Source organism: Nonomuraea sp. AD125B (assembly GCF_041402765.1).
Classification (GTDB): domain Bacteria; phylum Actinomycetota; class Actinomycetes; order Streptosporangiales; family Streptosporangiaceae; genus Nonomuraea; species Nonomuraea bangladeshensis.
The window spans coordinates 193,392-217,183 of sequence record NZ_JBGLOU010000014.1 but is presented as its reverse complement, the minus strand read 5'-3'; the positions used below and the strand labels follow the sequence as shown (position 1 = coordinate 217,183).

The 23,792-nt window shown below is 70.9% G+C and carries 31 protein-coding genes; 15 read left to right on the top strand and 16 right to left on the bottom strand.

What is annotated here, in order from left to right:
• Positions 1 to 4: 4 nt before the first annotated feature.
• Entirely contained in the window at positions 5 to 1,093 is a 1,089-nt protein-coding gene (locus ACBR40_RS33585) for an FAD-dependent monooxygenase (RefSeq protein WP_371251309.1), read from the bottom strand.
• Between the two features lie 105 nt (positions 1,094 to 1,198).
• Here ACBR40_RS33585 and ACBR40_RS33580 point away from each other — a divergent pair, with 105 nt between their 5' ends.
• Positions 1,199 to 2,143, top strand: a complete 945-nt coding sequence (locus ACBR40_RS33580) for a GntR family transcriptional regulator (RefSeq protein ID WP_371251308.1) — start codon at positions 1,199 to 1,201, stop codon at positions 2,141 to 2,143.
• A 6-nt stretch (positions 2,144 to 2,149) separates the two neighbouring features.
• Here ACBR40_RS33580 and ACBR40_RS33575 read toward each other — a convergent pair whose 3' ends face one another.
• Both ACBR40_RS33575 and ACBR40_RS33570 read right to left on the bottom strand, forming a co-directional pair.
• Positions 2,150 to 3,229 carry an ABC transporter substrate-binding protein gene (locus ACBR40_RS33575; protein WP_371251307.1) on the bottom strand — a complete coding sequence of 360 codons (1,080 nt, stop codon included), beginning with the start codon at positions 3,227 to 3,229 and terminating at the stop codon, positions 2,150 to 2,152.
• On the bottom strand, positions 3,226 to 3,762 hold the full coding sequence (locus ACBR40_RS33570) for a SigE family RNA polymerase sigma factor (RefSeq protein ID WP_344217964.1): 537 nt from the start codon (positions 3,760 to 3,762) through the stop codon (positions 3,226 to 3,228). The genes ACBR40_RS33575 and ACBR40_RS33570 overlap by 4 nt, the downstream gene beginning before the upstream one ends.
• A gap of 269 nt (positions 3,763 to 4,031) precedes the next feature.
• On the opposite strand from ACBR40_RS33570, the gene ACBR40_RS33565 reads away from it, so the two are divergent.
• Entirely contained in the window at positions 4,032 to 4,238 is a 207-nt protein-coding gene (locus ACBR40_RS33565; RefSeq protein WP_344217962.1) for a cold-shock protein, read from the top strand.
• Between the two features lie 64 nt (positions 4,239 to 4,302).
• Here ACBR40_RS33565 and ACBR40_RS33560 read toward each other — a convergent pair whose 3' ends face one another.
• Both ACBR40_RS33560 and ACBR40_RS33555 read right to left on the bottom strand, forming a co-directional pair.
• The gene (locus tag ACBR40_RS33560; RefSeq protein WP_344218094.1) at positions 4,303 to 4,563 is read right to left on the bottom strand and encodes a MerR family transcriptional regulator; all 261 of its coding nucleotides are present in this window, start codon (positions 4,561 to 4,563) and stop codon (positions 4,303 to 4,305) included.
• A gap of 581 nt (positions 4,564 to 5,144) precedes the next feature.
• Positions 5,145 to 6,161: a helix-turn-helix domain-containing protein gene (locus ACBR40_RS33555; RefSeq protein ID WP_344217960.1), complete on the bottom strand. Its 1,017-nt coding sequence runs from the start codon at positions 6,159 to 6,161 to the stop codon at positions 5,145 to 5,147.
• Between the two features lie 95 nt (positions 6,162 to 6,256).
• On the opposite strand from ACBR40_RS33555, the gene ACBR40_RS33550 reads away from it, so the two are divergent.
• A complete protein-coding gene (locus tag ACBR40_RS33550; protein ID WP_371251306.1) occupies positions 6,257 to 7,075 on the top strand; it encodes a dienelactone hydrolase family protein in 819 nt (272 codons plus the stop codon).
• Here ACBR40_RS33550 and ACBR40_RS33545 read toward each other — a convergent pair.
• From ACBR40_RS33545 to ACBR40_RS33525, 5 genes are all read right to left on the bottom strand, one after another.
• Positions 7,060 to 7,425, bottom strand: a complete 366-nt coding sequence (locus tag ACBR40_RS33545) for a DUF2516 family protein (RefSeq protein WP_020544674.1) — start codon at positions 7,423 to 7,425, stop codon at positions 7,060 to 7,062. The two genes, ACBR40_RS33550 and ACBR40_RS33545, sit on opposite strands and share 16 nt — an antisense overlap.
• A 158-nt stretch (positions 7,426 to 7,583) precedes the next feature.
• Positions 7,584 to 8,018 (bottom strand): hypothetical protein, encoded by a 435-nt coding sequence (locus ACBR40_RS33540; RefSeq protein WP_344217956.1) that lies wholly within the window; start codon positions 8,016 to 8,018, stop codon positions 7,584 to 7,586.
• A 3-nt stretch (positions 8,019 to 8,021) separates the two neighbouring features.
• Positions 8,022 to 8,513, bottom strand: coding sequence for a helix-turn-helix transcriptional regulator (locus tag ACBR40_RS33535; RefSeq protein WP_344217954.1), 492 nt, complete (start codon positions 8,511 to 8,513; stop codon positions 8,022 to 8,024).
• Between the two features lie 60 nt (positions 8,514 to 8,573).
• Positions 8,574 to 9,479 (bottom strand): M56 family metallopeptidase, encoded by a 906-nt coding sequence (locus ACBR40_RS33530; RefSeq protein ID WP_371251305.1) that lies wholly within the window; start codon positions 9,477 to 9,479, stop codon positions 8,574 to 8,576.
• A complete protein-coding gene (locus ACBR40_RS33525; protein ID WP_344217950.1) occupies positions 9,476 to 9,922 on the bottom strand; it encodes a BlaI/MecI/CopY family transcriptional regulator in 447 nt (148 codons plus the stop codon). The genes ACBR40_RS33530 and ACBR40_RS33525 overlap by 4 nt, the downstream gene beginning before the upstream one ends.
• Here ACBR40_RS33525 and ACBR40_RS33520 point away from each other — a divergent pair.
• Positions 9,921 to 10,427 (top strand): O-acetyl-ADP-ribose deacetylase, encoded by a 507-nt coding sequence (locus ACBR40_RS33520; protein WP_371251304.1) that lies wholly within the window; start codon positions 9,921 to 9,923, stop codon positions 10,425 to 10,427. The genes ACBR40_RS33525 and ACBR40_RS33520 overlap by 2 nt on opposite strands.
• On the opposite strand, the gene ACBR40_RS33515 is transcribed toward ACBR40_RS33520, so the two are convergent.
• Positions 10,424 to 11,224, bottom strand: coding sequence for a class I SAM-dependent methyltransferase (locus ACBR40_RS33515; RefSeq protein ID WP_371251303.1), 801 nt, complete (start codon positions 11,222 to 11,224; stop codon positions 10,424 to 10,426). The genes ACBR40_RS33520 and ACBR40_RS33515 overlap by 4 nt on opposite strands.
• A gap of 38 nt (positions 11,225 to 11,262) precedes the next feature.
• Entirely contained in the window at positions 11,263 to 12,003 is a 741-nt protein-coding gene (locus ACBR40_RS33510; protein ID WP_344217944.1) for an SDR family NAD(P)-dependent oxidoreductase, read from the bottom strand.
• Between the two features lie 150 nt (positions 12,004 to 12,153).
• Here ACBR40_RS33510 and mshA point away from each other — a divergent pair, with 150 nt between their 5' ends.
• Genes mshA through ACBR40_RS33495 form a run of 3 tightly spaced genes read left to right on the top strand, consistent with a single transcriptional unit; the run spans position 12,154 to position 14,664 of the window.
• Positions 12,154 to 13,392, top strand: a complete 1,239-nt coding sequence (mshA, locus tag ACBR40_RS33505) for a D-inositol-3-phosphate glycosyltransferase (protein ID WP_371251345.1) — start codon at positions 12,154 to 12,156, stop codon at positions 13,390 to 13,392.
• A gap of 11 nt (positions 13,393 to 13,403) precedes the next feature.
• Positions 13,404 to 13,883 (top strand): YbjN domain-containing protein, encoded by a 480-nt coding sequence (locus ACBR40_RS33500; RefSeq protein ID WP_344217940.1) that lies wholly within the window; start codon positions 13,404 to 13,406, stop codon positions 13,881 to 13,883.
• Between the two features lie 37 nt (positions 13,884 to 13,920).
• Positions 13,921 to 14,664, top strand: coding sequence for a phosphoglyceromutase (locus ACBR40_RS33495; protein WP_329585812.1), 744 nt, complete (start codon positions 13,921 to 13,923; stop codon positions 14,662 to 14,664).
• 4 nt (positions 14,665 to 14,668) lie between these two features.
• Here ACBR40_RS33495 and ACBR40_RS33490 read toward each other — a convergent pair whose 3' ends face one another.
• Entirely contained in the window at positions 14,669 to 14,902 is a 234-nt protein-coding gene (locus ACBR40_RS33490; protein ID WP_344217937.1) for a hypothetical protein, read from the bottom strand.
• Positions 14,903 to 14,951: 49 nt separating this feature from the next.
• On the bottom strand, positions 14,952 to 15,596 hold the full coding sequence (gene phoU, locus ACBR40_RS33485; protein WP_344217935.1) for a phosphate signaling complex protein PhoU: 645 nt from the start codon (positions 15,594 to 15,596) through the stop codon (positions 14,952 to 14,954).
• Positions 15,597 to 15,729: 133 nt separating this feature from the next.
• Between phoU and ACBR40_RS33480 the strand changes: the two genes are divergently transcribed.
• On the top strand, positions 15,730 to 16,905 hold the full coding sequence (locus tag ACBR40_RS33480; protein WP_344218092.1) for an ATP-binding protein: 1,176 nt from the start codon (positions 15,730 to 15,732) through the stop codon (positions 16,903 to 16,905).
• A 45-nt stretch (positions 16,906 to 16,950) separates the two neighbouring features.
• Positions 16,951 to 17,643, top strand: coding sequence for a response regulator transcription factor (locus ACBR40_RS33475; RefSeq protein ID WP_242377497.1), 693 nt, complete (start codon positions 16,951 to 16,953; stop codon positions 17,641 to 17,643).
• 67 nt (positions 17,644 to 17,710) lie between these two features.
• On the opposite strand, the gene ACBR40_RS33470 is transcribed toward ACBR40_RS33475, so the two are convergent.
• Complete coding sequence (locus ACBR40_RS33470) at positions 17,711 to 18,292, bottom strand: copper chaperone PCu(A)C (RefSeq protein ID WP_344217931.1); 582 nt, start codon at positions 18,290 to 18,292, stop codon at positions 17,711 to 17,713.
• A gap of 274 nt (positions 18,293 to 18,566) precedes the next feature.
• Here ACBR40_RS33470 and ACBR40_RS33465 point away from each other — a divergent pair, with 274 nt between their 5' ends.
• From ACBR40_RS33465 to ACBR40_RS33450, 4 genes are all read left to right on the top strand, one after another.
• On the top strand, positions 18,567 to 19,049 hold the full coding sequence (locus ACBR40_RS33465; protein WP_020544658.1) for a CarD family transcriptional regulator: 483 nt from the start codon (positions 18,567 to 18,569) through the stop codon (positions 19,047 to 19,049).
• Positions 19,050 to 19,066: 17 nt separating this feature from the next.
• Positions 19,067 to 19,540: a 2-C-methyl-D-erythritol 2,4-cyclodiphosphate synthase gene (gene ispF, locus ACBR40_RS33460; RefSeq protein WP_344217929.1), complete on the top strand. Its 474-nt coding sequence runs from the start codon at positions 19,067 to 19,069 to the stop codon at positions 19,538 to 19,540.
• Positions 19,541 to 19,727: 187 nt separating this feature from the next.
• On the top strand, positions 19,728 to 20,024 hold the full coding sequence (locus tag ACBR40_RS33455; protein WP_344217927.1) for a GlsB/YeaQ/YmgE family stress response membrane protein: 297 nt from the start codon (positions 19,728 to 19,730) through the stop codon (positions 20,022 to 20,024).
• Positions 20,025 to 20,161: 137 nt separating this feature from the next.
• Entirely contained in the window at positions 20,162 to 20,389 is a 228-nt protein-coding gene (locus ACBR40_RS33450) for a GlsB/YeaQ/YmgE family stress response membrane protein (protein WP_371251302.1), read from the top strand.
• Between the two features lie 133 nt (positions 20,390 to 20,522).
• Here the strand turns inward: ACBR40_RS33450 and ACBR40_RS33445 are convergent, their stop codons facing one another.
• The gene (locus ACBR40_RS33445) at positions 20,523 to 21,911 is read right to left on the bottom strand and encodes a DUF2637 domain-containing protein (protein WP_371251301.1); all 1,389 of its coding nucleotides are present in this window, start codon (positions 21,909 to 21,911) and stop codon (positions 20,523 to 20,525) included.
• Between the two features lie 52 nt (positions 21,912 to 21,963).
• On the opposite strand from ACBR40_RS33445, the gene ACBR40_RS33440 reads away from it, so the two are divergent.
• Both ACBR40_RS33440 and cysS read left to right on the top strand, forming a co-directional pair.
• Complete coding sequence (locus ACBR40_RS33440) at positions 21,964 to 22,350, top strand: PPOX class F420-dependent oxidoreductase (protein ID WP_344217923.1); 387 nt, start codon at positions 21,964 to 21,966, stop codon at positions 22,348 to 22,350.
• A 43-nt stretch (positions 22,351 to 22,393) separates the two neighbouring features.
• Positions 22,394 to 23,785 (top strand): cysteine--tRNA ligase, encoded by a 1,392-nt coding sequence (cysS, locus tag ACBR40_RS33435; RefSeq protein ID WP_344217921.1) that lies wholly within the window; start codon positions 22,394 to 22,396, stop codon positions 23,783 to 23,785.
• Positions 23,786 to 23,792: the final 7 nt, after the last annotated feature.

Sequence of the window (23,792 nt, the reverse complement as noted above, 5' to 3'; positions counted from 1 at the left end):
CCCGTCAATCGAGCGTGATGGCGTTCGCCGCCCGTTCGATGCTCTCCGGGGCCGCGCCCTGGCCGGGATTCTCGGTGGCGAGCGCCTGGTTGGCGGCCACGAACGGGCGCATCCGCCGCTCGTAACGGTCGAAGGCGCCGTCCGGGGCCGCGCCGAGCTCCTGCGCCAGCACGTACGCCCCCACCATCGCGAGGCTGGTGCCCTGCCCCGACAGCGGCGAGGCGCAGTAGCCGGCGTCGCCCACCAGCGTCACCCGCCCGGCCGACCAGCGGTCCATCACCACCTGCGCCATCGCGTCGAAGTAGAAGTCGTCCGCCTTCCCCATCGCGTCGAGCAGCCGGGGCACCTCCCAGCCGAGGCCGGCGCAGCGCTCGTGGACGAGCCGCTTCTGGGCGTCGAGGTCGCGGTGGTCGTAGGCGATCGGGCCGTCCTCGAAGCCCAGGTTGACCCGCATCGTGGTGGCGTCGCGGTCGCTGTAGACGACGCCGCCCACCTGGCCCTCGCGGAACCAGGTCTGCCAGTGGTCGAGGCCGAGGAAATTGGGCGCGGTGAAGATGGCGACGTACGCGCCGAGGTGGCGGACGTAGCGCTCCTCGGGGCCGAAGGCCAGGCGGCGTACGTTGGAGTGCAGCCCGTCCGCGCCGACCACGTGGTCGTAGCGCTCGCGCCGGCCGCTGTCGAACGTGACGTCCACGCCGTCCGCGTCCTGGTCGAGGGCGGCGATCGAGTCGCCGTAGACGATGGCCGGGTCGGCGGCGGCGAGGACCAGCGCGGTCAGGTCGTCGCGCATGATCTCGACGTCGGGGCTGTCGAACGCGCCGCCGCTCAGCGTGCCCTCGGTGCTGCGCATGAGCTCGGTGCCGGAGCCGTCCACCATCGACATGCCGCGCATCCGGGTGCGCAGGGCCCTGGCCCGCTCCAGGACGCCCATCCGGTCGGCGACCGTGAGCGCCGCGCCCCGGACGTCGATGGCCTGCCCGCCGGTGCGCGGGGCCGGGGCCCGCTCGACGATCTCCGCCTCGATCCCGTGCCGCCCCAGCCAGTAGGCCAGGACGGGACCGCCGACGCTCGCGCCCGAGATGAGCACCTTCATGTTCCGCTCCTTGGTTTGTACGTTGTACGCGGAACTGAATGTACGGCGTACATACAGCAGGCCACAAGGCTATAATGAGAGGATCTGTACTAGAACAGGAGATAGATGGACACTCCGCCCTACGCCCGCATCGCCTGCGACATCAAGCGGCGCATCGCCGACGGCAGGCTGCGCCCCGGCGACCGCGTGCCCTCCACCCGCCAGCTCGCCCGCGACTGGGACGTCGCCCTGGCCACCGCCGCCAAGGCCCTCGCGCTGCTGGCCCAGGAGGGAGTGGTGGTCGCCGAGCCGCGGGTCGGCACGGTCGTCGCCGAGCTCCGCGGGCCGGGTCGTTCGACCGGCCGTTCCACTGGCCGCCGCGGCTCAGGACAGGCGGCCCGCGAGCCGGGCGGCGCCCGCGAGCGCGTCGTGCGGGCCGCCGTCGAGCTGGCCGACGCCGACGGGCTCGACGAGCTGACCATGCGCGCGCTCGCCGACCGGCTGGGGATGGCCACCATGTCCCTCTACCGCCACGTCAGCGGCAAGGACGAGCTGGTCCTGCTCATGGTCGACGCGGTGCTCGACGACCACCCGCTGCCCGGGGAGCGGCCCGCCGGCTGGCGCGAGGCGCTGGAGACGAGCGCCCGGCTGCAGTGGGCCGCCTACCGGGCGCACCCCTGGATGGCGGGGGTCACCTCGCTGTACCGCCCGCTGCCCTCCGCCGCCCTGCTGAAGCACTCGGAGTGGGTGATGAGCGCCCTGGCCGGCACCCGGCTCGACGCGACGGCCAAGATGAACGTGCACATCCTGCTCTACAGCTTCGTGCAGGGCCTGGCCGCCAACTTCGAGCAGGAGCGGCGGGCCCGCGCCGCCACCGGCCTGTCGGACGAGGAGTGGATGAGCGCGCAGGAGGAGCGCATGCGGGCGGTCAGCGAGTCGCCGGGATACGCGGCCTTCGCCGCGTTCCTGGGCGAGCTGGGGGAGTTCGACCTCGATCTCGACCGGCTCTTCGAGTTCGGGCTGCGGCCGCTGCTCGACGGCCTGGCCCGGCAGATCGACCAGCCGGGCTGAGGCCGCTCACTCGGTCGTCGCGACCGCCTCTCCCGGCTCCGGCAGACGCTTGAGCCAGCCGTGAGCACGGGCCAGGACGGCGATCCGCGTCAGGTGCGTCAGATCCAGCTTGCCGGGATAGGAGCCGAGCGTGACGTTCGCGACCGCCTTCTCGGAGATCTTGGTGTAGGTGGGCAGCGCCGCGCGGGCTTGCTCCGGGTCTGCGGCGACCAGGCGTTGCGCCTTGCCCAGCGCGCGCTGGAAGGCCGCCAGCGTGCGCGGGTTGTGCCGGATCCAGTCCTCGGTGGCCGCCATGCCCGAGGTCTGCACGTTCGCGAGGTCCCCGCTCGTCAGGTCCCCGACGACCCGCACCTGCCCGCTCTCACGTCCGACCGTGATGAAGGGCTCGGCCAGCAGCGCGGCGTCGTACCGTCCCCGCTCCAGCCCGCCGAGCATCTCGGGATAGGAGGTCTCGACCAGCATGACGTCCTCCGACGTCAGCCCGGCCCGCTTCAGCGCGGCGGTCAGAGCCAGCGTCGGGAGCCCGCGGAGTCCGGGGACGGCGATCTCCTTGCGCTTGAGGCCGGCGACCGTCCGCACCTTCGAGGTGGCGTTCACCACGAGGGCCAGCGTTCCCGGCGCGGACTGATGGAAGGCCGCCACGAGCTTGAAATCCTTGCCGGACGCGTTCGCCATGAAAAGCGTCGCGTAGTCGAGCTGGGCCAGATCCAGCCGCTTCAGGTCGAGCAGGGCCACCCCGACCGCCGACGACTGCAGGAACACCGGCCGCACGCTCAGCCCCTCCTCCCGGAAATAGCCCATCCTCTGGGCCACGTGCAGGACCGCGGACTCCACCGTCGGCACCACGCCGACGCTGATGCTCGACCGCTCCGGCGGGAGGGTCGGGCCGACCGCGGCGCGCGGTTCCGCGAGCAACGTCCGCGCCCCGATCGTGGCGGCGAGCAGGGTGACCACGACCGTCGCGGCGGCGGCGAACGCCACCAGGGTGCGCCTCCTCCGCTGATGGCGCTCCAACACCGCCGCGCCCAGGTCGCGCTGCGGCATCTCGTCGGCGATGCGGCCGAGCTCATCTCCGAGCCAGGTCATCGGCGTGCCCCCTCGTTCCAGGCCGGGTCGTCGTTCAGTGCGGGCAGATGGGACGCCAGCTCGGGCGCGAGCGCGCGCAGCCGGGCCAGCGCGTGGTGCGCCTGGCTCTTGACCGTGCCGACCGAGCAGCCCATGAGGGCGGCCACCTCGCGTTCGGTCCGGTCCTCGTAGAAGCGCAGCACCAGCACGGCGCGCTGCTTGGGCGTCAGCCGCATGAGCGCCTGACGCAGCACGATCCGCAGGACGGCGGAGTCCTCGCTCGAATGGGCGCGCTCGGGCAGCTCGGCGCTCAGCACTTCACCTGAGCGGCGGCGCCGTCGCCACGAGATGTACTGGTTCACCAGCGCCTTACGGGCGTAGGCGTCCAGATTGTCGATATGACGCAGCTTCGGCCACCGTCCGAGCATGCGGACCAGCACGCTCTGCAGGAGGTCCTCCGCGAGATGGACCTCCCCGGTGAGCAGATAGCACAGGCGCAGCAACGGGCGTTGGTGGGCATCCAGGAACGCCGTGAACGCGGCATCGCGATCCAACGTCTCTCCTCATGTCGGCACTGCCCCTTGAACGCCGTGGCCGCGGAGAAAGGTTGGCATCGCTGCGCCGTTCGCATCACGGTCGACCGTGTGCTAGGCTGACGGAAGTTGCAGTTGTGGTACCCATAATGAACTTGTGTGCGCCTGACGGTATGTAGCGTCAGGTGCATTTTTTGTTTGCCGGTCTTCTCCGGGTGTGGGCCTATCTGGCGACGCGAGATCCGTACCGTGCGGATTTCGGCTTTTGCACCGACCAAGAGGAGATCATCATGGCTTCCGGCACCGTCAAGTGGTTCAACTCGGAAAAGGGCTTCGGCTTCATTGAGCAGGACGGCGGCGGCGCCGACGTCTTCGCCCACTACTCCAACATCGTCTCCCAGGGCGGCTACCGCGAGCTGCACGAGGGCCAGAAGGTGTCCTTCGACATCACGCAGGGCCAGAAGGGCCCGCAGGCCGAGAACATCGTGGCCGCCTGACGCGACAGCGCCACACCAAGACCCGGTCGGCTTACGCCGCCGGGTCTTTTTGCGTCACGGGGTGCTACTGTCCGGCCGGCTGGTCGCGCGCGTCGTTCACGCGCAGAGCCTCGGCGAGCTGATCTTCGAGGACGATGATCCGGCAGGCCGCTTCGACGGGTGTGCCCTGATCGACGAGTTCGCGGGCGCGCGCGGCCAGCCGCAGCTGCCGGCGGGAGTAGCGGCGGTGCCCGCCGCCGGAGCGTTTCGGCTCGATCAGTCGCGCGGCGCCGAGAGCCCGCAGGAAAGCCGGGCTGACCCCGAGCATCTCCGCGGCGGCGCCCATGCTGTAGGCGGGGTAGTCCTCATCGTCGAACCGGTCTTCGGCGCCGGCTCCAGTCGTGGCTCCGGCGGTGTCCGCGATCCTGCCTCGCGGGAGCGTGTCACCTTCGGCAGCCGGGCGAGGTTGATCCATGCATTCCTTTCCATCACGCGCACAGGGGGCCCCGGCGCCTGTAGCGCCGGGGCCCCGAAGAGTTCAACACCATCTACCGGCCGTCCGGCCGGCTCACTGTTTTCCGCATTCGCCGTGCTGAACGGCGGTGCTGCGGGGATCGCGGATGCGTGACCGTAGACCACCTTCCTATCTGTGGAACTGCGGTACCCGAGCGGCGAGACTCAGCCGGCAACGGGCGATCCCGATGGCGTTCAACACTCCCTTCATCTCTGACTTCCGGACCACTGTCCGACTTCACCTGCGGCAGCGCGTCCACGATCTGGGCCCCTGACAACTGCGCTGGCCCTTCACGTCCGACCTTCTGCCGTTCATCGTGCTCCGGGCAGTTCATCGTGTTGCCAATACTTCCGCTGCCCGGTCAAACCGTTCCTTGCGATACGAGAAACACTAGCCCCAGCGGCCACAAATGTCTACTGCGGCGAAGACAGATTTTCGGTGACCGGCGCGGAAGATCCTCGGCCGGTGGCGCGGCGGAAGGCCGCCCGGTAGTCCTGCGGGCGTCGCCCGGTGTGCCTGGCGAACAGGGCGGCGAAGGTGCCGGGGTCCCGGTAGCCGACGGCCGCGGCGATGCCGGCCACCGTGCGGTCGGTCGTCTCCAGGAGATGGCGGGCGCGGCGGACGCGCGAGGACTGGAGATAGGCGAGCGGGCTCTGGCCGGTCTCGCCGGCGAAGCGCCGCAGCAGCGTGCGGGTGCTGACGTCGAACGTCCTCGACAGCGCGGCGAGGTCGTACCGCTCGGCGAGGTTCTGGTCGAGCCGGCGCATGACCCGGCGGGAGAACTCGTGCCCGGGTTGCGGCAGGAGCCGGGTGTCGACGTACGGGGTCTGGGACGAACGGGCGTCGTCCACGAGCGCCACCCGCGCCGTCGTACGCGCCACACGGGCGCCGCTGTGCTCGCGGATCAACGCCAGCGCGAAGTCGTACATCGCGCTGAAGGCCGCCGTCGTCGTCACCCCTCCGTCGGTGACGACCAGGTGTTCGGGCCTGACCTCGGCGTCCGGGCAGCGCCGGGCCAGCTCGTCGGCGAGGAGCCAGGCCGTCGTGGCCCTGCGCCGGTGGAGCAGCCCCGCCTCGGCGACCAGGAAGGCGCCGGCGCAGATGGCGACCACGGCGTTGCCCGCGGCCGCGTGCGAGCGGATCACGGCGAGCTCGGGGCCGAGGGGCGCCAGCTTCGCGGCCACGTCGAGGCCGGGTCCGAGCTCGAATCCCGGCACCACGAGGACGTCCACCTCGCGTACCGGGCGGACTCCCAGCGTCGTGCCGCCCGAGGCGGCGACCCGGCTCCGCGGCGACATGACCGCCACCTCGTACCTCACGAGGCCGGGACCGCCCAGGTGGGTGGCCATCGTGAGCAGATCGGGGACGCCGAACACCTCGGAGGCGAAACACCCCGGATAGGCCAGGACGCCCACACGCAGCTCGCTCACGCTCGACCTCCTCGGCACGCCTGTGGCGAGATTACCCCTGGACCTGGCGATCCGGCCGATCGCCCCGGCCTGCCCGATCAGTACAGGCTGCCCTCATGAGCCTTGACGATCCCATCACCGATTTCCGCCGCCGCAGCGTGGACGTGGAGGGGGTGGTGAAGACGGTGTACGTCGCGGGATCCGGGCCCGCGGTGGTGCTGATGCCGGAGATGCCGGGCATCAGCCCGGACGTCCTCCGCCTGGCGCGGTGGATCCGCGACGCCGGCTTCACCGTCCATGTTCCGTCGCTCTTCGGCAGGGACGGCGCCTATCCCACCGTGGAGGACGGAGAGAAGGTCGTCCGCCGCGCGTGCGTGAGCGCGGAGTTCCGGGCGTTCGCCGGAGGCGGCACCAGCCCGGTCACGACATGGCTGCGCGGGCTCGCGCGGCAGGCCCACGCCGAGTGCGGAGGTCCGGGCGTCGGCGCGATCGGGCTGTGCTTCACCGGCAACTTCGCCCTCACCATGGCGCTGGAGCCGGCCGTCGTCGCGCCGGTGGTCAACCACCCGTCACTGCCGCTGGACGACCCCGCCGGGCTGGAGCTCAGCGAGGCCGACGCGCTCGCGGTGCGCGAGCGCGTGAGGCGCGACGGGCTCAAGGTGCTCGGCTACCGCTTCGAGGGCGACCGCTGGTGCACCGGCCGGCGCTTCGCCGCCTATCGGGCGCTCCTGGGGGACGCCTTCGACGGCCGGGTCCTACCGGGCGGCGTCGCCCGCGAGGACCCGCCGCCGTTCTTCCGCGACGTGGTGGGAACCCCGCACAGCGTGGTCACCGCCCACCTCGTGGACGAAGAGGGACATCCCACGCTCGCGGCCAGGGACGAGATCCTCGCCTTCCTGGCCGGCGCGCTCGGAGTGGGTCACCAGGGTCCGTAGGGGCCGTTGTTGCCGCCCCGGCCCATGCCCTTCACGGCGGGCTTGACGTCCACGATGTAGACGGCCGCGGCGATGACGGCCAGGATCGAGAAGATCCCGAGCCCGATGCCCATGAACTGGCTGCTGCCGAGGAAGAGGAAGGTGATGAGGTATTCGTAGGCGTTCGCGGCGGAGAACAACGTGGCGAGCACCAGGATGAGCAGCCAGAGCGGCTTCTGGAGCTTGCCCGCCGCGAGGAACGCGTTGGCCGGCACCCGCAGCGCGTGCACGAGCGCGTAGACCGACATGCCGAAGATGACGGCGGCGAGCACCAGGAAGAGGAGGTTGAAGACTCCGTTGATCAGACTCATGTGTCGGCTCCGCCCAACGCCCGTGATGAAAAACCGTTCCCCAGCCTAATAGCCGGGACCGACAGCCGGGCACCCCAGAACAGAAAGGCCCGCCTCCGCGGTGCGGAGACGGGCCGTGCGCGACCGGCGCGGATCAGCGGATCAGCGGGGTCGACGGGTCAGGCCTTGGCGGCCTTGGTGGCGGCGGTGCGAGGGCGGGCGGCCGGCTTCTTCGGCTCGACGGGCTTGGCGACGGGCGGCTCGGCGGCCTCCGACACCTCCTCCAGCTCAAGGGCGGCCGTGCCGCTGGCCTGGCTGACGACCTTGCGGCCGCGCGTGGCGAGGTCCTCGTAGACCTCGGTGGCGCGGTTGGTCAGCTGGTCGGCGTACTCGCGGGCCTTGTCGGGGAACTCGCGGGCGACGGCCTCGACCTTGTCGGCGTAGGCGCGGGTGCGCTCGGGCAGCTCGCGGGTGAGCTCGGAGCGGCGCGACTGGAGCTTCTGGAGCTGCTCGGGCAGCTCGCGCAGCTTCTCGACGGCGTAGTCGCCGACACCGGCGACGACGTAGAACGGCTTGGAATCGGTGAGCTTCTTGACCTCGGTCGCGAGCGTCATGGGTTAACCTTCCTTGGTTTCCTGGTTGACGTTGCCGTTGCGTGAGGTCGCCGCGTAGGGCTCAAGCGCGGCGAGAAACTCCTCGGGCAGCGGCTCGTCGTCCTGCTCGGATCCGGAGTGGGGGCGAGCGTTCTGGGAGGTCTGCTCGCCCTCCTCCGGGTTCTCCTTGCGGAACGACTCGTAGATGTCGATCAGCACCTGGCGTTGCCGCTCGGTGAGACGCGGATCGGCCCGGATCGCCGTGATCACGTCGCTCGGCGGCTCCCGGTCCTCGATCAGGCCGGCTTGCACGTAGAGCGCCTGTGAGGAGATCCGCAGACCCTTGGCGATCTGGTTGAGGATCTCCGCGCTCGGCTTGCGCAGCCCCCGTTCGATCTGGCTGAGGTAGGGGTTGGAGACCCCGGCAGCCGCCGCGAGCTGGCGCAGGGAGATCTTCGCCTGCTGCCGCTGCTCGCGGATGTATTCACCGATCGAACCGACCTTGGGTAGTGCCATACCCATAGTCTGCCTCCCGCTGCTTGCAATTGCAAACGCGGAAGTTAACACCAGCAAGCATCAGAGCTGGTAGACCCACAGGGTGGGAGCGGCGGTGAGCAATGTCACAGCGAGCGTGAGATAACCGTAACGCACCGTCGCCGCGAGCTCGGGGCCGGGCTTGACCAGGCGGTTCACCCGCGCCATGACGTTGTGGGCGTGCACTCCGAGCATGCCGTGGGGCGTCGGCATGGCCCCCGCCGAGCCGAACCTGAGCAGCGCCGTGGCGAGCCGCCGCGGCGAGCAGTAGCGCCGGGCCCGGTCGTCGGCGGCCATCTCGATGAGCAGCTCGACCTGCGCCTGCGCGTCGGCCACGACCTTCGACCACGGCAGCGCCCTGCGCAGCGCGGCGAAGGGCAGCAGCACCAGGTCGTGACGCTCGCGTACGTGCGCCGCCTCGTGCGCCAGCACGGCCGCGAGCTCGTCCTGCGACAGCAGCCTGCGCGCGCCCTCGCTGACCACGACCTGCGAGCGCAGCCCGGGGACGCAGTAGGCGGCCGCGCCCGGGTGGTCGAGCACCCGCACGCCCGGCATCGCCGGGTCGTCGTGGGCGATGAGCGCGAGCAGCGTGCGGTGCCGGTGACGCGCCCGCAGCGCCTGGACCCCGGCGGTGAGCAGCACCGCGACGAGGACGGCCAGCGCGGTGACGCCCGCGATCATGGCGAGCACGTGCAGCGCGTCCCACGGGGTCGCAGGAGTCTCCCCCCGCGCGAACGCGATGAGCCCCGGCAGCACGCCGAGGTCGTAGGGCTGGACCGCGTACGCCAGCATCGCGCCGGTCGTCGCGAGCCCCCAGGCCACGCCCAGGGACTGCCAGAGAAAGATGGCCAGCCGCGGCGCGCGCGGAGTCCAGTCGGCTCTGGTGAAACGCCAGGAGCCGACAGCGCACGCCGCAGCGAGCACCGCCAGCGCCGCTGCCGTGATCACTCTTCCTCCAGCTCCGTGAGGGCTCTGCGCAGGATGTCCGCCTCGGGGCCTGAGACGGCCTGGGCGAAGCGGGTGAGGGCGGCCGACCGGTCGCCCGTCATGCCCAAGGCTTCCAGCATAAGCTCGGCGACGTAGGCGTCGCGGCTTTCGGCCGGCTGATATCTCCAGGCCCGGCCGTCGCGGGTGCGCTGCAGGAACCCTTTGCGGGTGAGGCGGTCGAGCACGGTCATCACCGTGGTCGGCGCGAGGTCACGGTCGGCGATGAGCCTGCCGACCTCGCGGGCGGTCAGTGCGCCGTCCTCCGCCCACAGGATGTCCATGATGCTGCGCTCAAGCTCGCCAAGACCCTTCACGTCCTTCAGGGTAGCTCTACAAGGCGTCGAGCTGGCATTCGGGTGCCGGATGTCACAGACCCGATTCTTGCCGGGGGAAGAGGCGGACATGAACATCACGCTGGTCCAGGGCGACATCACCGCGCAGCCGGTGGACGCCGTCGTCAACGCCGCCAACTCCTCCCTCATGGGCGGCGGCGGCGTGGACGGCGCCATCCACCGGCGCGGCGGCCCCGACATCCTGCGGGCCTGCCGGGAGCTGCGGGCCGGCCGGTACGGGGGCGGCCTGCCGACCGGCCAGGCGGTGGCCACGACCGCGGGCCTGCTGCCCGCCCGCTGGGTGATCCACACCGTCGGGCCCGTCCACTCGGCCGCGGAGGACCGCTCGCACCTGCTGGCCTCCTGCTACCGCGAGTCGCTGCGGGTGGCCGACGAGCTGGAGGCCGCCACGGTGGCCTTCCCCGCCATCTCCACCGGCATCTACGGCTGGCCGATGGACGACGCCGCCCGCATCGCCGTGGCGGCCGTGCGGGCGGCGGAGACGTCGGTGACGGAGGTGAGGTTCGTGCTGTTCGACTCCGCGGCGTACGCGGTCTTCGAGGCCCGGCTTGGTTAGGGCGCGGACCGGGGGTCGATGGCGGCCCACGGCAGCGTCAGCTCGCCCAGCCGCCACCGCCGCCACCCGCCGAGCGGCGGCCGGTCGCACACCGGCCAGGAGCCCATGAGGAGGCGTACGGCGGCCAGCCACCGCTGCCGCGCCCCGTGCGCCCCGTAGGGGGCGCTCACCGCCCAGGCGTGGTCGAAATCGCGCAGGAACGCATGGATCCGCTCACCCGGCACGTTCCGGTGGATGAGCGTCTTCGGCAGCCGGTCGGCGAGGTCGGAGGGCCGCTCGAAGGCGTCGAACCTGGCCGAGAACGTCAGCGTGCCCGGCCCCTCGGGCGACAGGCCCACCCAGACCGCCCGCCGCCCGTTCTCCGAGCAGGTGCCCTCGACCAGCGCGCCGTCCGGGGCGAGCTTGCCGCACAGCACCTCCCAGTAGTGCCAGGCGTCCGCCTCGGGGTACTGGCGCAGCACGTTGAACGCCCGGACCAGCGCCGGCGGCCGGTCCACGGGCAGCTCGAAGCCGCCGAGCCGGAAGCTCAGGCCCTCCCGCTCGTACGGCTTCGCCAGCGCCACCCGCGCCGGGTCGATCTCGATGCCCACCACCTCGACCCGGGGAGCGACCCGGCGCAGCCGGGTGAACAGCTCCAGCGTCGTGGTGTGCGAGGCCCCGTAGCCCAGGTCGACCACCAGGGGCCGCTCGGCCGCCCGCAGCCGCCGCCCGTGGACCGCGACCACCCACCGGTCGCTGCGGCGCAGCCGGTTGTGGCCCGTCGTGCCCCTGGTGACGGCCCCGACGGGCCTGCTCATCGGACCCTGCTCATCGGACCCTGCTCACTGGACCCCGTTCATCGGACGCGGTGCACCTTGTGCTGGGCCGCCTGGGCGCGCGGCCTGATGACCAGGCGGTCGATGTTGACGTGGGCCGGCCTGGTGACGCACCAGGCGATGGCGTCGGCGACGTCGTCGCTGCTCAGCGGGTCGGGGACGCCTTCGTAGACGCGGTCGGCGGCCTCCTGGTCGCCGCGGAACCTGGTGACCGCGAAGCCCTCGCTCCGCACCATGCCCGGCGCGATCTCCACCACGCGCACCGGCTGACCGACCAGCTCCAGGCGCAGGGTCTCGGCCATCGAGGTCTGGGCGTGCTTGGCCGCGCAGTAGCCGCCGCCGCCCTCGTACGACACCAGGCCGGCGGTCGAGGTCAGCATCACCAGCACGCCGTCGCCGGAGTCGATCAGCTTGGGGGTCAGCGCCTGCGTCATGCGCAGGGAGCCGAGCACGTTGACGTCGTACATGCGCTGCCAGTCGTCGAGCCGCCCCTCGGCCACGGACTCCAGGCCGAGCGCGCCGCCCGCGTTGTTGACCAGCACGTCGCAGCGCTCCAGCGAGGCCGCGAGCGTGGCCACCGACTCGTCGGAGGTCACGTCGAGCGTCACCGCCCGGATGCCGGGCACCTCGGCGGCCAGCTTGTCGAGCCGGTCGCGCCGGCGCGCGCCGGCCACCACGTCGTACCCCTCGGCGGCGAGCCGGCGCGCCGTCGCCTCGCCGATCCCGCTGCTCGCCCCGGTCACCACAGCCGTCTTCCGCATGCCCCACATCCTGCCAGCGCGGGGCCGGCGCGTCTGACGTGCCCCCGGTGTGGTCACATGTCGGGAATGTCGTAAAAATCTGGATGGTTAGCAGCAGGGAGGTGATGTCGAGTGAGGCGACGACGGGTCAGCCGGGTCGCGACCATCAGCATGCACACGTCGCCGCTGCACCAGCCCGGTACGGGCGACGCCGGCGGCATGAACGTGTACATCGTGGAGTCCGCCAAGCGGCTCGCCGAGCTCGGCGTGGAGGTGGAGATCTTCACCCGCGCCACCGCCCGCGACCTGCCCCCCGTGGCCGAGCTCGCCCCCGGCGTCCTCGTCCGGCACGTCACCGCCGGCCCGTACGAGGAGATGGACCGCGCCGACCTGCCCGCCCAGCTGTGCGCGTTCCTGTCCGAGGTGCTGCGCATCGAGGCCATGTACGACCCGGGCCGCTACGACGTCATCCACTCCCACTACTGGCTCTCCGGCCAGGTCGGCTGGCTGGCCAAGGAGCGCTGGGGCGTCCCCCTCGTCCACACCATGCACACCATGGCCAAGGTCAAGAACCTCCTCCTCGCCGCCGGCGACAAGCCCGAGCCGCAGGCCCGCGTGGTCGGCGAGGAGCAGGTCGTGCAGATCGCCGACCGCCTGGTCGCCAACACCGGCGACGAGGCCCGCGAGCTCATCGACCTGTACGGCGCCCCCGAGCAGCGCGTCGCCGTCGTCAACCCCGGCGTCAACCTCAACGTCTTCAGGCCCGCCTCGCAGGCCGCCGCCCGGCACCGCCTGGGCCTGCCGCTGGGCGCGCACGTGCTGCTGTTCGTCGGCCGCATCCAGCCGCTCAAGGCGCCCGACGTGCTGCTGCGGGCCGCGTCCCGGCTGCTCATCGAGGATCCGTCGCTGCGCGGGCGGCTCGTCGTGGCCTGCGTCGGCGGCCCGTCAGGCAACGGACTCGCCCGCCCGTCGATCCTCGCCGAGCTGGCCGTCGAGCGGGGCATCCTCGACGTCGTCAGGCTCGTGCCCGCGGTGCCGCAGCAGGAGCTCGCCGACTGGTACCGGGCGGCCACGGTCACGGTCGTGCCGTCGTACAGCGAGTCCTTCGGCCTCGTCGCCCTGGAGTCGCAGGCGTGCGGCACGCCGGTCGCCGCCGCGGCCGTCGGCGGGCTGCGCACCGCCGTCAGGGACGGCGTCTCCGGCCTGCTCCTCGACACCCACGACCCGGCCGAGTGGGCGCGGGCTCTGAGCCGCTTCGTCACCGAGCCCGCCTGGCGCGACCGGCTCGCCGACGGCGCCCGCGCGCACGCCGCCGCCTTCGGCTGGCAGGCCACGGCGTCCCGGCTGGTGGAGGTCTACGCGGCCGCCGTCGCCCACCTGCACAAGACGCCCGTGGCGATCAATCTGTAGCCTGCGTAACCATGCGAGAGATCGTAGAAGCCGCGCTGAAGGCCTCGGAGGTCACCTACGACGAGCCGAGGCCGGGGGCGTTCCTCGTCAAGCTCCCCGGACAGCACAAGCTCGCCACCATGACCTGGCTCATCGTCGGCGAGCGGGTGCTGCACGTCGAGGCGTTCTTCTGCCGCAGGCCGGACGAGAACCACGAGGAGTTCCAGCGCTGGCTGCTGGAGAAGAACGGCTCCATGTACGGCGTGCACTTCTCCCTCGACCCCGTCGGCGACGTCTACCTCGTGGGCCGCGTCCCGCTGGCCGCCGTGGACGCCGACGAGATCGACCGGCTGCTCGGCTGCGTGCTCACCTACGCCGACGACTGGTTCGACCGGGCCCTTGAGCTGGGCTTCGCCTCCTCGATCCGGCGCGAGTGGGCCTGGCGGGCCAAGCGCGGCGAGTCGCTGGCGAACCTCCAGGCGTTCGCCCGCTTCGCCGACCCCGACCGCTGAAAGCCCGCGCGGACCGGCCACCCCTAGGATTGGGGCCATGGCGACTTTGGTGCTGCTACGGCATGGCGAGAGTGACTGGAACGCGAAGGGCCTGTTCACCGGCTGGGTGGACGTGAGCCTGTCCGCCAAGGGCGAGGAAGAGGCCCGCCGGGGCGGCAAGCTCCTGGTGGAGGCCGGGCTGCGCCCGGACATCGTCCACACCAGCCTGCTCAGCCGGGCCATCCAGACGGCCCAGCTCGCGCTGGCCGAGGCCGACCTGGCCTGGCTGCCGGTCAAGCGGAGCTGGCGGCTCAACGAGCGCCACTACGGCGCTCTCCAGGGCAAGAACAAGGCGCAGACGCGCGAGGAGTTCGGCGACGAGCAGTTCATGCTCTGGCGCCGCTCCTACGACGTGCCGCCGCCCCCGATCGCCGACGACGACGAGTTCTCCCAGGCCGGCGACCGCCGCTACGCGCTGCTCCCGCCGGAGCTCATGCCCCGCACGGAGTGCCTGAAGGACGTCGTGGAGCGCATGCTCCCCTACTGGTACGACGAGATCGTCCCCGACCTCTCGGCCGGCCGCACGGTGCTGGTGGCCGCCCACGGCAACTCGCTGCGGGCCCTGGTCAAGCACCTCGACGGCGTCAGCGACGAGGCCATCGCCGGGCTCAACATCCCGACCGGCATCCCGCTGCGCTACGAGCTCGACGCCGACTTCCGCCCGCTCGTCAAGGGCGGCGAATACCTCGACCCCGAGGCCGCCAAGGCCGCCATCGAGGCCGTGGCCAACCAGGGCCGCTGAGGCTTCACCCGCCCGTGGTCGGGCCGAACGGGAGACCCCGTTCGGCCTTGTCCACGCAGTCCGGGCAGACCGGCTGGTCCGCCGAGCGGGCCAGCGCCTCCGGCGTCGCCGGCCGCAGCGTGCCCGCGACGGTGATGCCCGGCGGCAGCCCGGTCGCCCGGTCCACCAGGAACGTCGTCACCTCCGCGGGGTCGTAGTCGAACTCCCGCCTGCACGCGTAGCAGCGACCGCGCTCCATGAGGCCCGCCCCTTCCGACGCCCGACGGGCCCCAGCCTACGACGTGGTTTCAGCTCGGGCGGCTGCCGGTGACGAGGTAGACGACGTCCTGCGCGACCCGTACGGCGTGGTCGGCGTAACGCTCGTAGTAGCGGCCGATGAGCGTGACGTCGATGGCCGACTCCACCCCGTGCGGCCAGTCCTTGCTGAGCAGCATCCGGAACAGCCGGCGGTGCAGCCGGTCCATCGCGTCGTCGTCCTGCGGCAGCTCCAGCGCCGACTCCACGTCGCGCGAGGCGACGCAGCTGCCGGCCTTGGTGACGAGGGCCTCGGCGATCTGGCCCATCTCCACGATCGTGGAGCGCATCTGCGCCGGGATCGCCGAGTCGGGATGGCGCAGCCGGGCGACCTTGGCGACGTGGACCGCGAGGTCGCCCATCCGCTCCAGGTCGGTGCCCATGCGCAGCGCGGTGATGACCAGCCGCAGGTCCACCGCCACCGGCTGCTGCCTGGCCATCAGGTCGAAGATGGTGGTCTCGATCTCGGCGAAGATCGCGTTGACCTCCTCGTCGCGCGAGATGACGCTCTCGGCGATCGCCAGGTCCGAGTCGAGGAGGGCGGTGGTGGCACGGGAGATGGCGGACCGGACCAGCCTGGTCATCTCGACCAGTTTGTCGGTCAGTCCTTCGAGTTCTTCATGGTAGGCGTCGCGCATGTCGTCACCGTACGAGGCGCATGATGAACGAACTTCGACCGCGAGATGAACTTTCCACGAAAGGGACGTTCATCCCCTGATGAGAGGGCATGTAGCCCGAAGCGGGCCACCTACCATCGAAGACATGAGTGAGATGGCCATGAGCTTCGCGGCCCTGGCCGGGTTCGTCGTGGGAGCCCTGGCGGTCCTGTTCTACCGCAACCAGATCGAGGCGCCGAGCCGCGCCGCCGCCGACGAGGGGGCGACGCCAGGGACGGCGCTGCCGCAGGGCGTGGCCTCCGTGCTCGCCGTGCTGCCCTCCTCCGCCGTGGTGCTCGACGCGCACGACCGGGTGCTGCGCGCCAGCTCCGCGGCGCGGGCGTTCGGGCTGGTCAGGGGGGACCGGCTGATGGCCGCCGAACTGCTCGCCCTGGCCCGCCAGGTACGCCGCGACGGCGAGATCCGCGAGAGCGAGATCGACGTCGCCGGGCACAAGTTCGGCCAGGAGACCACGAACTTCGCCGTCCGCGTCGCGCCGCTCGGCTCCTACGGCCAGGTGCTGGTGCTGGCGGAGGACCAGACCGAGCGGCGCCGCGTCGAGGCCGTGCGCCGCGACTTCGTCGCCAACGTCAGCCACGAGCTGAAGACCCCCGTCGGCGCGCTCAGCCTGCTGGCCGAGACCATCCAGGACGCCGCCGACGACCCCGAGGCCGTCACCCGCTTCGCCAACCGCATGCAGCACGAGGCGGCCAGGCTCAACTACCTGGTCCAGGACCTCATCACGCTGAGCAGGATCCAGGGCGCCGAGCCCATCCCCATCCCCGAGCAGGTCGCGATCGACGAGGCCGTCCAGGACGCCATCGACCACTGCAACACCAAGGCCGGGGCGAAGGACATCGCGATCGTCACCGGCGGCACCGAGGGCCTGCGCGTCTGGGGCGACGACGAGCTGCTCGTCACCGCCCTGCGCAACCTCATCGACAACGCCGTCGCCTACAGCCCCGAGCACACCCGGGTCGTCGTCAGCGTCAGACCGGCCGGTGACTCGGTCGAGATCAGCGTCAGCGACCAGGGCATCGGCATCCCGGAGGAGGCGCTGGAGCGCATCTTCGAGCGCTTCTTCCGGGTCGACGCGGCGCGGTCCCGAGCCACCGGCGGCACCGGTCTCGGCCTCGCCATCGTCAAGCACGTCGCCGTCGCGCACGCCGGCGAGGTGTCCGTCTGGAGCAAGGAAGGGTCCGGCTCCACCTTCACCCTCCGCCTGCCGGCCTTCGGCGGCACGGCGGTGGCAGTACCACCCGCAACCCCTCTGGAGGCAGCCCGTGACTGAGCGGAGCCCACGAACCATCGGACACAGCACCCCCAGGGAGGCGTCGTGACCCGGGTGCTCGTCGTCGAGGACGAGGAGTCGTTCTCCGATGCCCTGTCCTACATGTTGCGCAAGGAGGGGTTCGAGGTGTCGGTCGCGGCCACCGGGCCGGAGGCGCTCGACACGTTCGACCGCAACGGCGCCGACCTGGTGCTGCTCGACCTCATGCTGCCCGGCCTGCCCGGCACGGAGGTGTGCCGGTCGCTGCGGCAGCGCTCCAAGGTGCCGGTGATCATGCTGACCGCCAAGGACAGCGAGATCGACAAGGTCGTCGGCCTGGAGCTCGGCGCCGACGACTACGTGACCAAGCCGTTCTCCTCGCGCGAGCTGGTCGCCCGCATCCGGGCGGTGCTGCGCCGCCAGGGCGACGTCGTGGAGGAGCTGGAGAGCGCCGTGCTCGCCGTCGGGCCGGTGCGCATGGACGTCGATCGGCACGTGGTGGCGGTGCGCGGCGAGCAGGTGCAGCTGCCGCTGAAGGAGTTCGAGCTGCTGGAGGTGCTGCTGCGCAACGCCGGCCGGGTGCTCACCCGCGGCCAGCTCATCGACCGCGTCTGGGGCGCCGACTACGTGGGCGACACCAAGACGCTCGACGTGCACGTCAAGCGCCTGCGCGCGAAGATCGAGGCCGATCCGTCCAACCCGCGGTGCATCCTCACCGTGCGCGGCCTCGGCTACAAGTTCGACGTGGTGGACGACTGAAAAACCCCTTGTTCCGGTACGTGACGCGTACCGGGACAAGGGGTTTTCCGCTGTCTCGGGGCTGTCGCTAGTGCGACTCCTCCTCGGCGGGGGCCGAGGCGGAGGGAGTGGGCGTGGGGGCGGGGGTCGCGCCGGGGGCCGGGGGGTATTCGGCGAACTCGCGGCTGCGCGTGACCACAGGCACGTTGAGGGACACGGTGCCGGCGTTGGCGAACTGGAGGTCCAGCTTGATGGTCTCGCCGCCCCTGAGGCTCTTGGAGATGCTCTCGAGCATGAGCTGAGGGCTGGGCTTGCCGGTGTTGACGAGCTGGTTGCTCGGGATCTGGATCGGGCTGGCGATCTTGACGCTGCCCATGTTCCCGGCCGAGACCGCCTGCAGGGTGTCGGGGGTGGCCGCGGTGTTGAGGATGTTGAGGTAGATCGGGGCGGAGCCGCGCCACGGGAGCTGGGCTCCGGAGTCGGGGCCGAGGATGAACGCCTGCGGGATGTTGATGCCACGCGAACCGTAAGCGCCGTTCTCGATCAGAACCTGAGCTTCGTTAGGGGCGTACGGCTTGGCGGTGGTGGCGTCGAATCCCGCGCCGCAGCCGGCGAGCACGGGGGCAGCCAAGAACGCTGCGGCGGCGACAATCCAGCGACGGCTGGTCACGAGCGGGTACTCCTTGGGTCTTGCGCATGCGTGTCGGGGGCTCTCGCGCATGTATCAACGGCGCGTGAGTGCAGCGCCAACCATATCGATCCGAATCCATGGTCATATCCGCGCCCCCGCAGGTCATTCGCTATGTCCGGAAATGTCAGGCATAGAGTTGAGCGCATGTCAAGCCCCAATATGCGGCTTTGACCTGCAGTTATGAGGATTTCACTGTTCCGGGAGGCTGTGGATGCGTGGTACCCTGGAGTACAGCGGAAGGGGTACTTGTCACATGACTTTCCAGGTCGGCGACACTGTCGTCTACCCCCACCATGGGGCTGCTCGGATCGAAGCAATCACGACGCGATCCATCAAGGGTGAGGAAAAGACCTACCTGGTGCTCAAGGTCGACAAGGGCGACCTTACCGTCCAGGTGCCAGCCGAAAACGCAGAACTTGTCGGTGTGCGCGATGTCGTCGGCCAGGAAGGCCTTGAGCGGGTTTTCGATGTCCTTCGCATGCCGCACACGGAAGAGCCGACCAACTGGTCTCGTCGATACAAGGCCAATCTGGAGAAGCTCGCGTCCGGAGATGTGAACAAGGTCGCCGAAGTCGTTCGGGACCTGTGGCGGAGGGACCGCGAGCGCGGTCTGTCCGCGGGCGAGAAGCGCATGCTCGCCAAGGCGCGCCAGATCCTGGTCAGTGAGCTGGCGCTCGCCGAGAAGACCAACGAGGACAAGGCCGAGGCCCTTCTCGACGAGGTTCTCAACAGCTGAACACGAATCTTCCACGGGTGGGCGTCGGTGTCGACGTCCACCCGTTCGCTTCCAAGGACTCAGGGCGCGAGCTGAGCCTCGCCGGGCTGCGCTGGCCGGGGGAGCTCGGGCTTGAGGGCCACTCCGACGGCGACGCCGCCGCCCACGCGGCCTGCGACGCGCTGCTGTCCGCGGCCGGCCTCGGCGACCTCGGCCGCCTGTTCGGCACCGCCGACCCGCGCTGGGCGGGCGCCACGGGCGTCGTCCTGCTGGAGGAGACCGCCCGCCAGGTGCGCGCCGCGGGCTACGAGATCGGCAACATCGCCGTCCAGGTGATCGGCAACCGGCCGAAGCTCGCGCCGCGCCGCGTCGAGGCCGAGCTCGCGCTGACCAACGCCGCGGGCGCGCCCGTGAGCGTCTCCGCCACCACCACCGACGGGCTCGGGCTGACCGGCCGTGGTGAGGGCATCGCCGCCGTCGCGACCGCGCTGGTGGTGAACCTCTCCGGCTAGCCGGGCGTCTCTCATGTGGGATGCGTGAGGGTGTCCCGGCGGGTCGTCAGCCAGCCCGCCTGAATCGGAGGCGGCGGTTCGTCACTGGCGCGGTACGGACCGCCGCCTTCTTCGTACATTGGGTTGTTTGTCCTGTTCAGGGGTACGTCTTCCCGAGACATGTGAACGTCTTCGGGGGGAGCTACACATGATCGGCGCGATTGTCTCCGCCGTGATCATCGGCGCCATCGTCGGTGCACTCGGCCGCCTGCTGGTCCCGGGCCGGCAGAACATGTCCATCGGGCTGACCCTCATCGTCGGCATCGTCGCGGCCTTGATCGGCACAGCGATCGCGTCAGCGCTCGGCGTGGCCAACACGAAAGGCATCAACTGGATCGAGCACATCATCCAGATCGTTCTGGCCGTCATAGGCGTGCTGCTCGTCACCCGGATGGGCATCAGGGGCGGTCGCGGAGGACGTTCTCGCGGCAGTACGACCACATGACCTGCGCAAATCAAAATCAGCGCATAATCGCCGGAGATCGGGTAGCGACATTCCCGTGAGCGTGAATGGGTCACCTCACGGGGAGGTTTCGAACCATGACAATCCAGTCCATCCTTGGCGCCATCGTGATTGGTGCCGTGATTGGCGCAATCGGTCGCCTGCTGCTTCCCGGTAGGCAGGCCATCGGGTGGATCCTCACCGTCGTCGTCGGCATCGTGGCCGCCCTCGTGGGCACGCTGCTCGCGCAGGTGCTGGGCGTGGAGACGACCCCCGGCATCGACTGGATCGAGCTGGTGATGCAGGTCGTGCTCGCCATCGTGGGCGTCGGCCTGGTCGCCGGACTCAAGCGCGGCCACCGCGTCTAGCGAACGCGAACAGCGAACGCGAACAGACAGCAGGCCGGCGGCACGGCACTGGCGCGCTTACGCCGGAGATGCGCCGGACATACATCGGCCCGCCTCGCTCCGCGAGGCGGGCCTTCCTGCTGCGGCTTGTTCGTCAGTCCTCCGGCTCCGGAGGGCGCGGAGTGCTCCGCAGACGGCCGGACGGGGCCGGGGTGTCCTCGCGGATCACCGGGTGGGGGGCCGTGTCCTCTAACTCGCCCTCAGGGGCGTCCGGCGGGGACTGGGGCTTTGAGGGTTCGTCCCTGATGACGGGCTGGGGCTGGGTGTCGGCGTTCCTGGGGTCGGGGCGGGGGTGGACCAGGACGTCGGTGGGCTTGTAACGGTCACCCCAGCGGACCGGGCGGGTGGGGGGCTCCTGCGGTCGGGGGGCGGGTTCTGCGGGCTGTGCGGGCTCTGGGGCGGCGTCCTGGCTGGGCTGAGCGCCACGGCCCTCATGCTCGTCGTCCAGAGCGTCGTTGTGATGGTCGTCGCGGGGGGCGGGGTGTTCCTGCGGCGGCTCCTGGGCGCGCTCAGACGCGGGCGCGTCCGTGAACTCCGGCCGGGACTCCGGCTCCCGGAACTCCGGCTCCCGAGACTCTGGCTCCCGGGACTCCGGCTCCTGGGGCTCTGGCTCCGAAGCTTGCGGCTCCCGGGACTCCGGCTGCTGCCGCTCCTGTTCCCGGAGCCCCGCTGACTGCCCCGAAGCCCGCTCCGAAGCCCGCTCCCGGTCCTGGGGCTCCTGGGACTCTTTGGCGGCATGCCATTCGGCGACCTGAGCCGATACTGGGGCCTGAGCCGATGCCGAAGCGCTCAGCGACCCGGGCTCGTCGTCCTCCCTCGTGGCCGCCGCCCCCGCTTCGTAAGGCGAGACCGGGGGAGTCTCGGGGGCGGGGGTGGGCCCGACGACCGGCGTGGGCTCGAGCACCGCGGCCGCCGCCGCAGCCGGGGAACCCGTCGTACTCGCCGTCACCAGGGGCGGCGGACCCGCCTCGGCCGCGCTTCGCCCCCGGTGGAACGGCACGATGTCCGTCTCCGCGGCACCGTCGTCCCCGGCACCCGAGGCACGCCCACCGGTCACCCTCCCGCCCGACTGGACGTGCTTGATCAGCAGCAGCCACAGCCACAGGGCCACGGCGAGCATGACCCACGGAGCCAGCGCCACCCCCACGGCCACCTGCCGGGCGTCGAAGGCGAAACGCGTCGCGGTGGCCACGTTGACCGCCGCCGCGGCGACGATGAGCAGGACCAGCACGGTCGCCGCCTGCACGCGTACCAGCACGCGGGCCGAACGCAGCAGCAGCACGCACACCAGCGCGACCACGAGCAGCGCGTCGAAGGCGGCCGGGTAGAGATAGGCGAGGTCAGTCCTGGCCTCGCCGACGACGGCGAGCGCGCGCAGGTCGTCGAACGAGAGCGCGCATGCGGCACCGGCGAGCGCGGCGACCGCGAGCCCCGCGAGGGCGATGCCCAGGCGGCGGAGCAAAGAGGGGGGAGTCACGTCCATGGCGGTTTCGAGACTACAGAAGAATGTGATCCGAGACCGATCAAGGAGAGACATGGCCGAGTTGCCCGAGGAAGCGCGCAAACTCCTGGACGCGCCCAATTACGCCACCGTCACCAGCCTCAACGCCGACGGCGGCCCCCAGTCGACGGTGGTGTGGGTACGCGCCGACGGCGACGATGTGCTCTTCTCCACCGTGAAGGGCCGCGTGAAGCCGCGCAACTTCGAGCGCGACCCGCGGGCGAGCCTGCTGATCATCGATCCCGACGATCCGTACCGGTATCTGGAGGTCCGGGGCACGGTGACCATGACGCCGGACCCCGAGGGAGCCCTGATTCAGGAGCTCTCGCAGAAGTACCGAGGCCAGCCGTGGCAGGACAAGCCGGGCACCGAGCGCCTTGTTGTCCGGATTCGGCCGGACAGGGTCGTGTTGCGAGACTGATTTATCGGCCTGATGACGGCCATGAGGCGTTAGCCTTGCCTTCGTGAGCCTGCACATCTACGACACCAGCACGCGCGCCATCCGTGAATTCGTTCCGGTCGAAGCCGGCCGGGCGTCGATTTACCTGTGTGGGGCCACCGTGCAGGCTCCGCCGCATATCGGGCACATCCGCTCGGGCGTGAACTTCGACGTGCTCCGGCGCTGGCTGACCCGTTCCGGCTATGAGGTGACGTTCTGCCGCAACGTCACCGACATCGACGACAAGATCATCAGGGTGTCGGCCGCGGAGGGCGTGCCCTGGTTCGTGGTGGCCGAGCGCAACCAGCGGGCCTTCACGTGGGCGTACGACACGCTGGGCTGCCTGCCGCCGACGGTCGAGCCGCGGGCGACGGGGCACGTGCCCGAGATGATCACCCTCATGCAGCGGCTGATCGATCGCGGGCACGCCTACGCCTCCGGCGGTGACGTCTACTTCGACGTCCGCTCCTGGGCCGACCACTACGGCTCCCTCTCCAACCAGAAGCTGGAGAACATGCGGGGCGCGGGCGACACCGACGACGAGAGCTGCAAGCGCGACCCGCGCGACTTCGCCCTGTGGAAGGGCGAGAAGCCGGGCGAGCCCACCTGGCCCACGCCGTGGGGCCCCGGGCGTCCCGGCTGGCACCTCGAATGCTCGGCGATGGCCACGAAATACCTCGGGCCGACGTTCGACATCCACGGGGGCGGCATCGACCTGATCTTCCCGCACCACGAGAACGAGATCGCCCAGTCCCAGGCGGCCGGCGACGGGTTCGCCCGCAACTGGATGCACAACGGCATGCTCAAGATCGGCGCGGAGAAGATGAGCAAGTCGCTCGGCAACTCCCTGCTGATCCCCGAGATGGTGCAGAAGGTGCGCCCGGTCGAGCTCCGCTACTACCTGGCGGCGCCGCACTACCGCTCCTCGATCGAGTACTCCGAGGAGGCGCTGCTGGAGGCGGCGGCCGCCTACCAGCGCATCGAGGGCTTCGTCACCCGCGCCGCCGAGGTCATCCACGACGTGGACGCGGACGCGCCGCTGCCGCAGGCGTTCGTCGACGCTCTCAACGACGACCTGGGCACGCCCCAGGCGCTGGCGGTCGTCCACGAGGTGGTGCGCGAGGGCAACGTGGCGCTGTCGCGCGGCGACAAGGAGGCCGTGGCGCGGCTGCTCGCCGAGACCCAGAACATGCTCGACGTCCTCGGTCTCGACCCGCGTTCGCCGCAGTGGCGCGGCACCGGCTCCGACCTGTCGCCCGTCGTGGACGCGCTGGTGGCGGTGGCCTTGGAGCAGCGCAAGGCGGCCCGCGCCCGTAAGGACTACGCGGCGGCCGACGCGATCCGCGACCAGCTCGGGGCCGCGGGCATCACGGTCGAGGACACGCCGCACGGCGCCCGCTGGGAGCTGTCCCGCTGACGGAGCC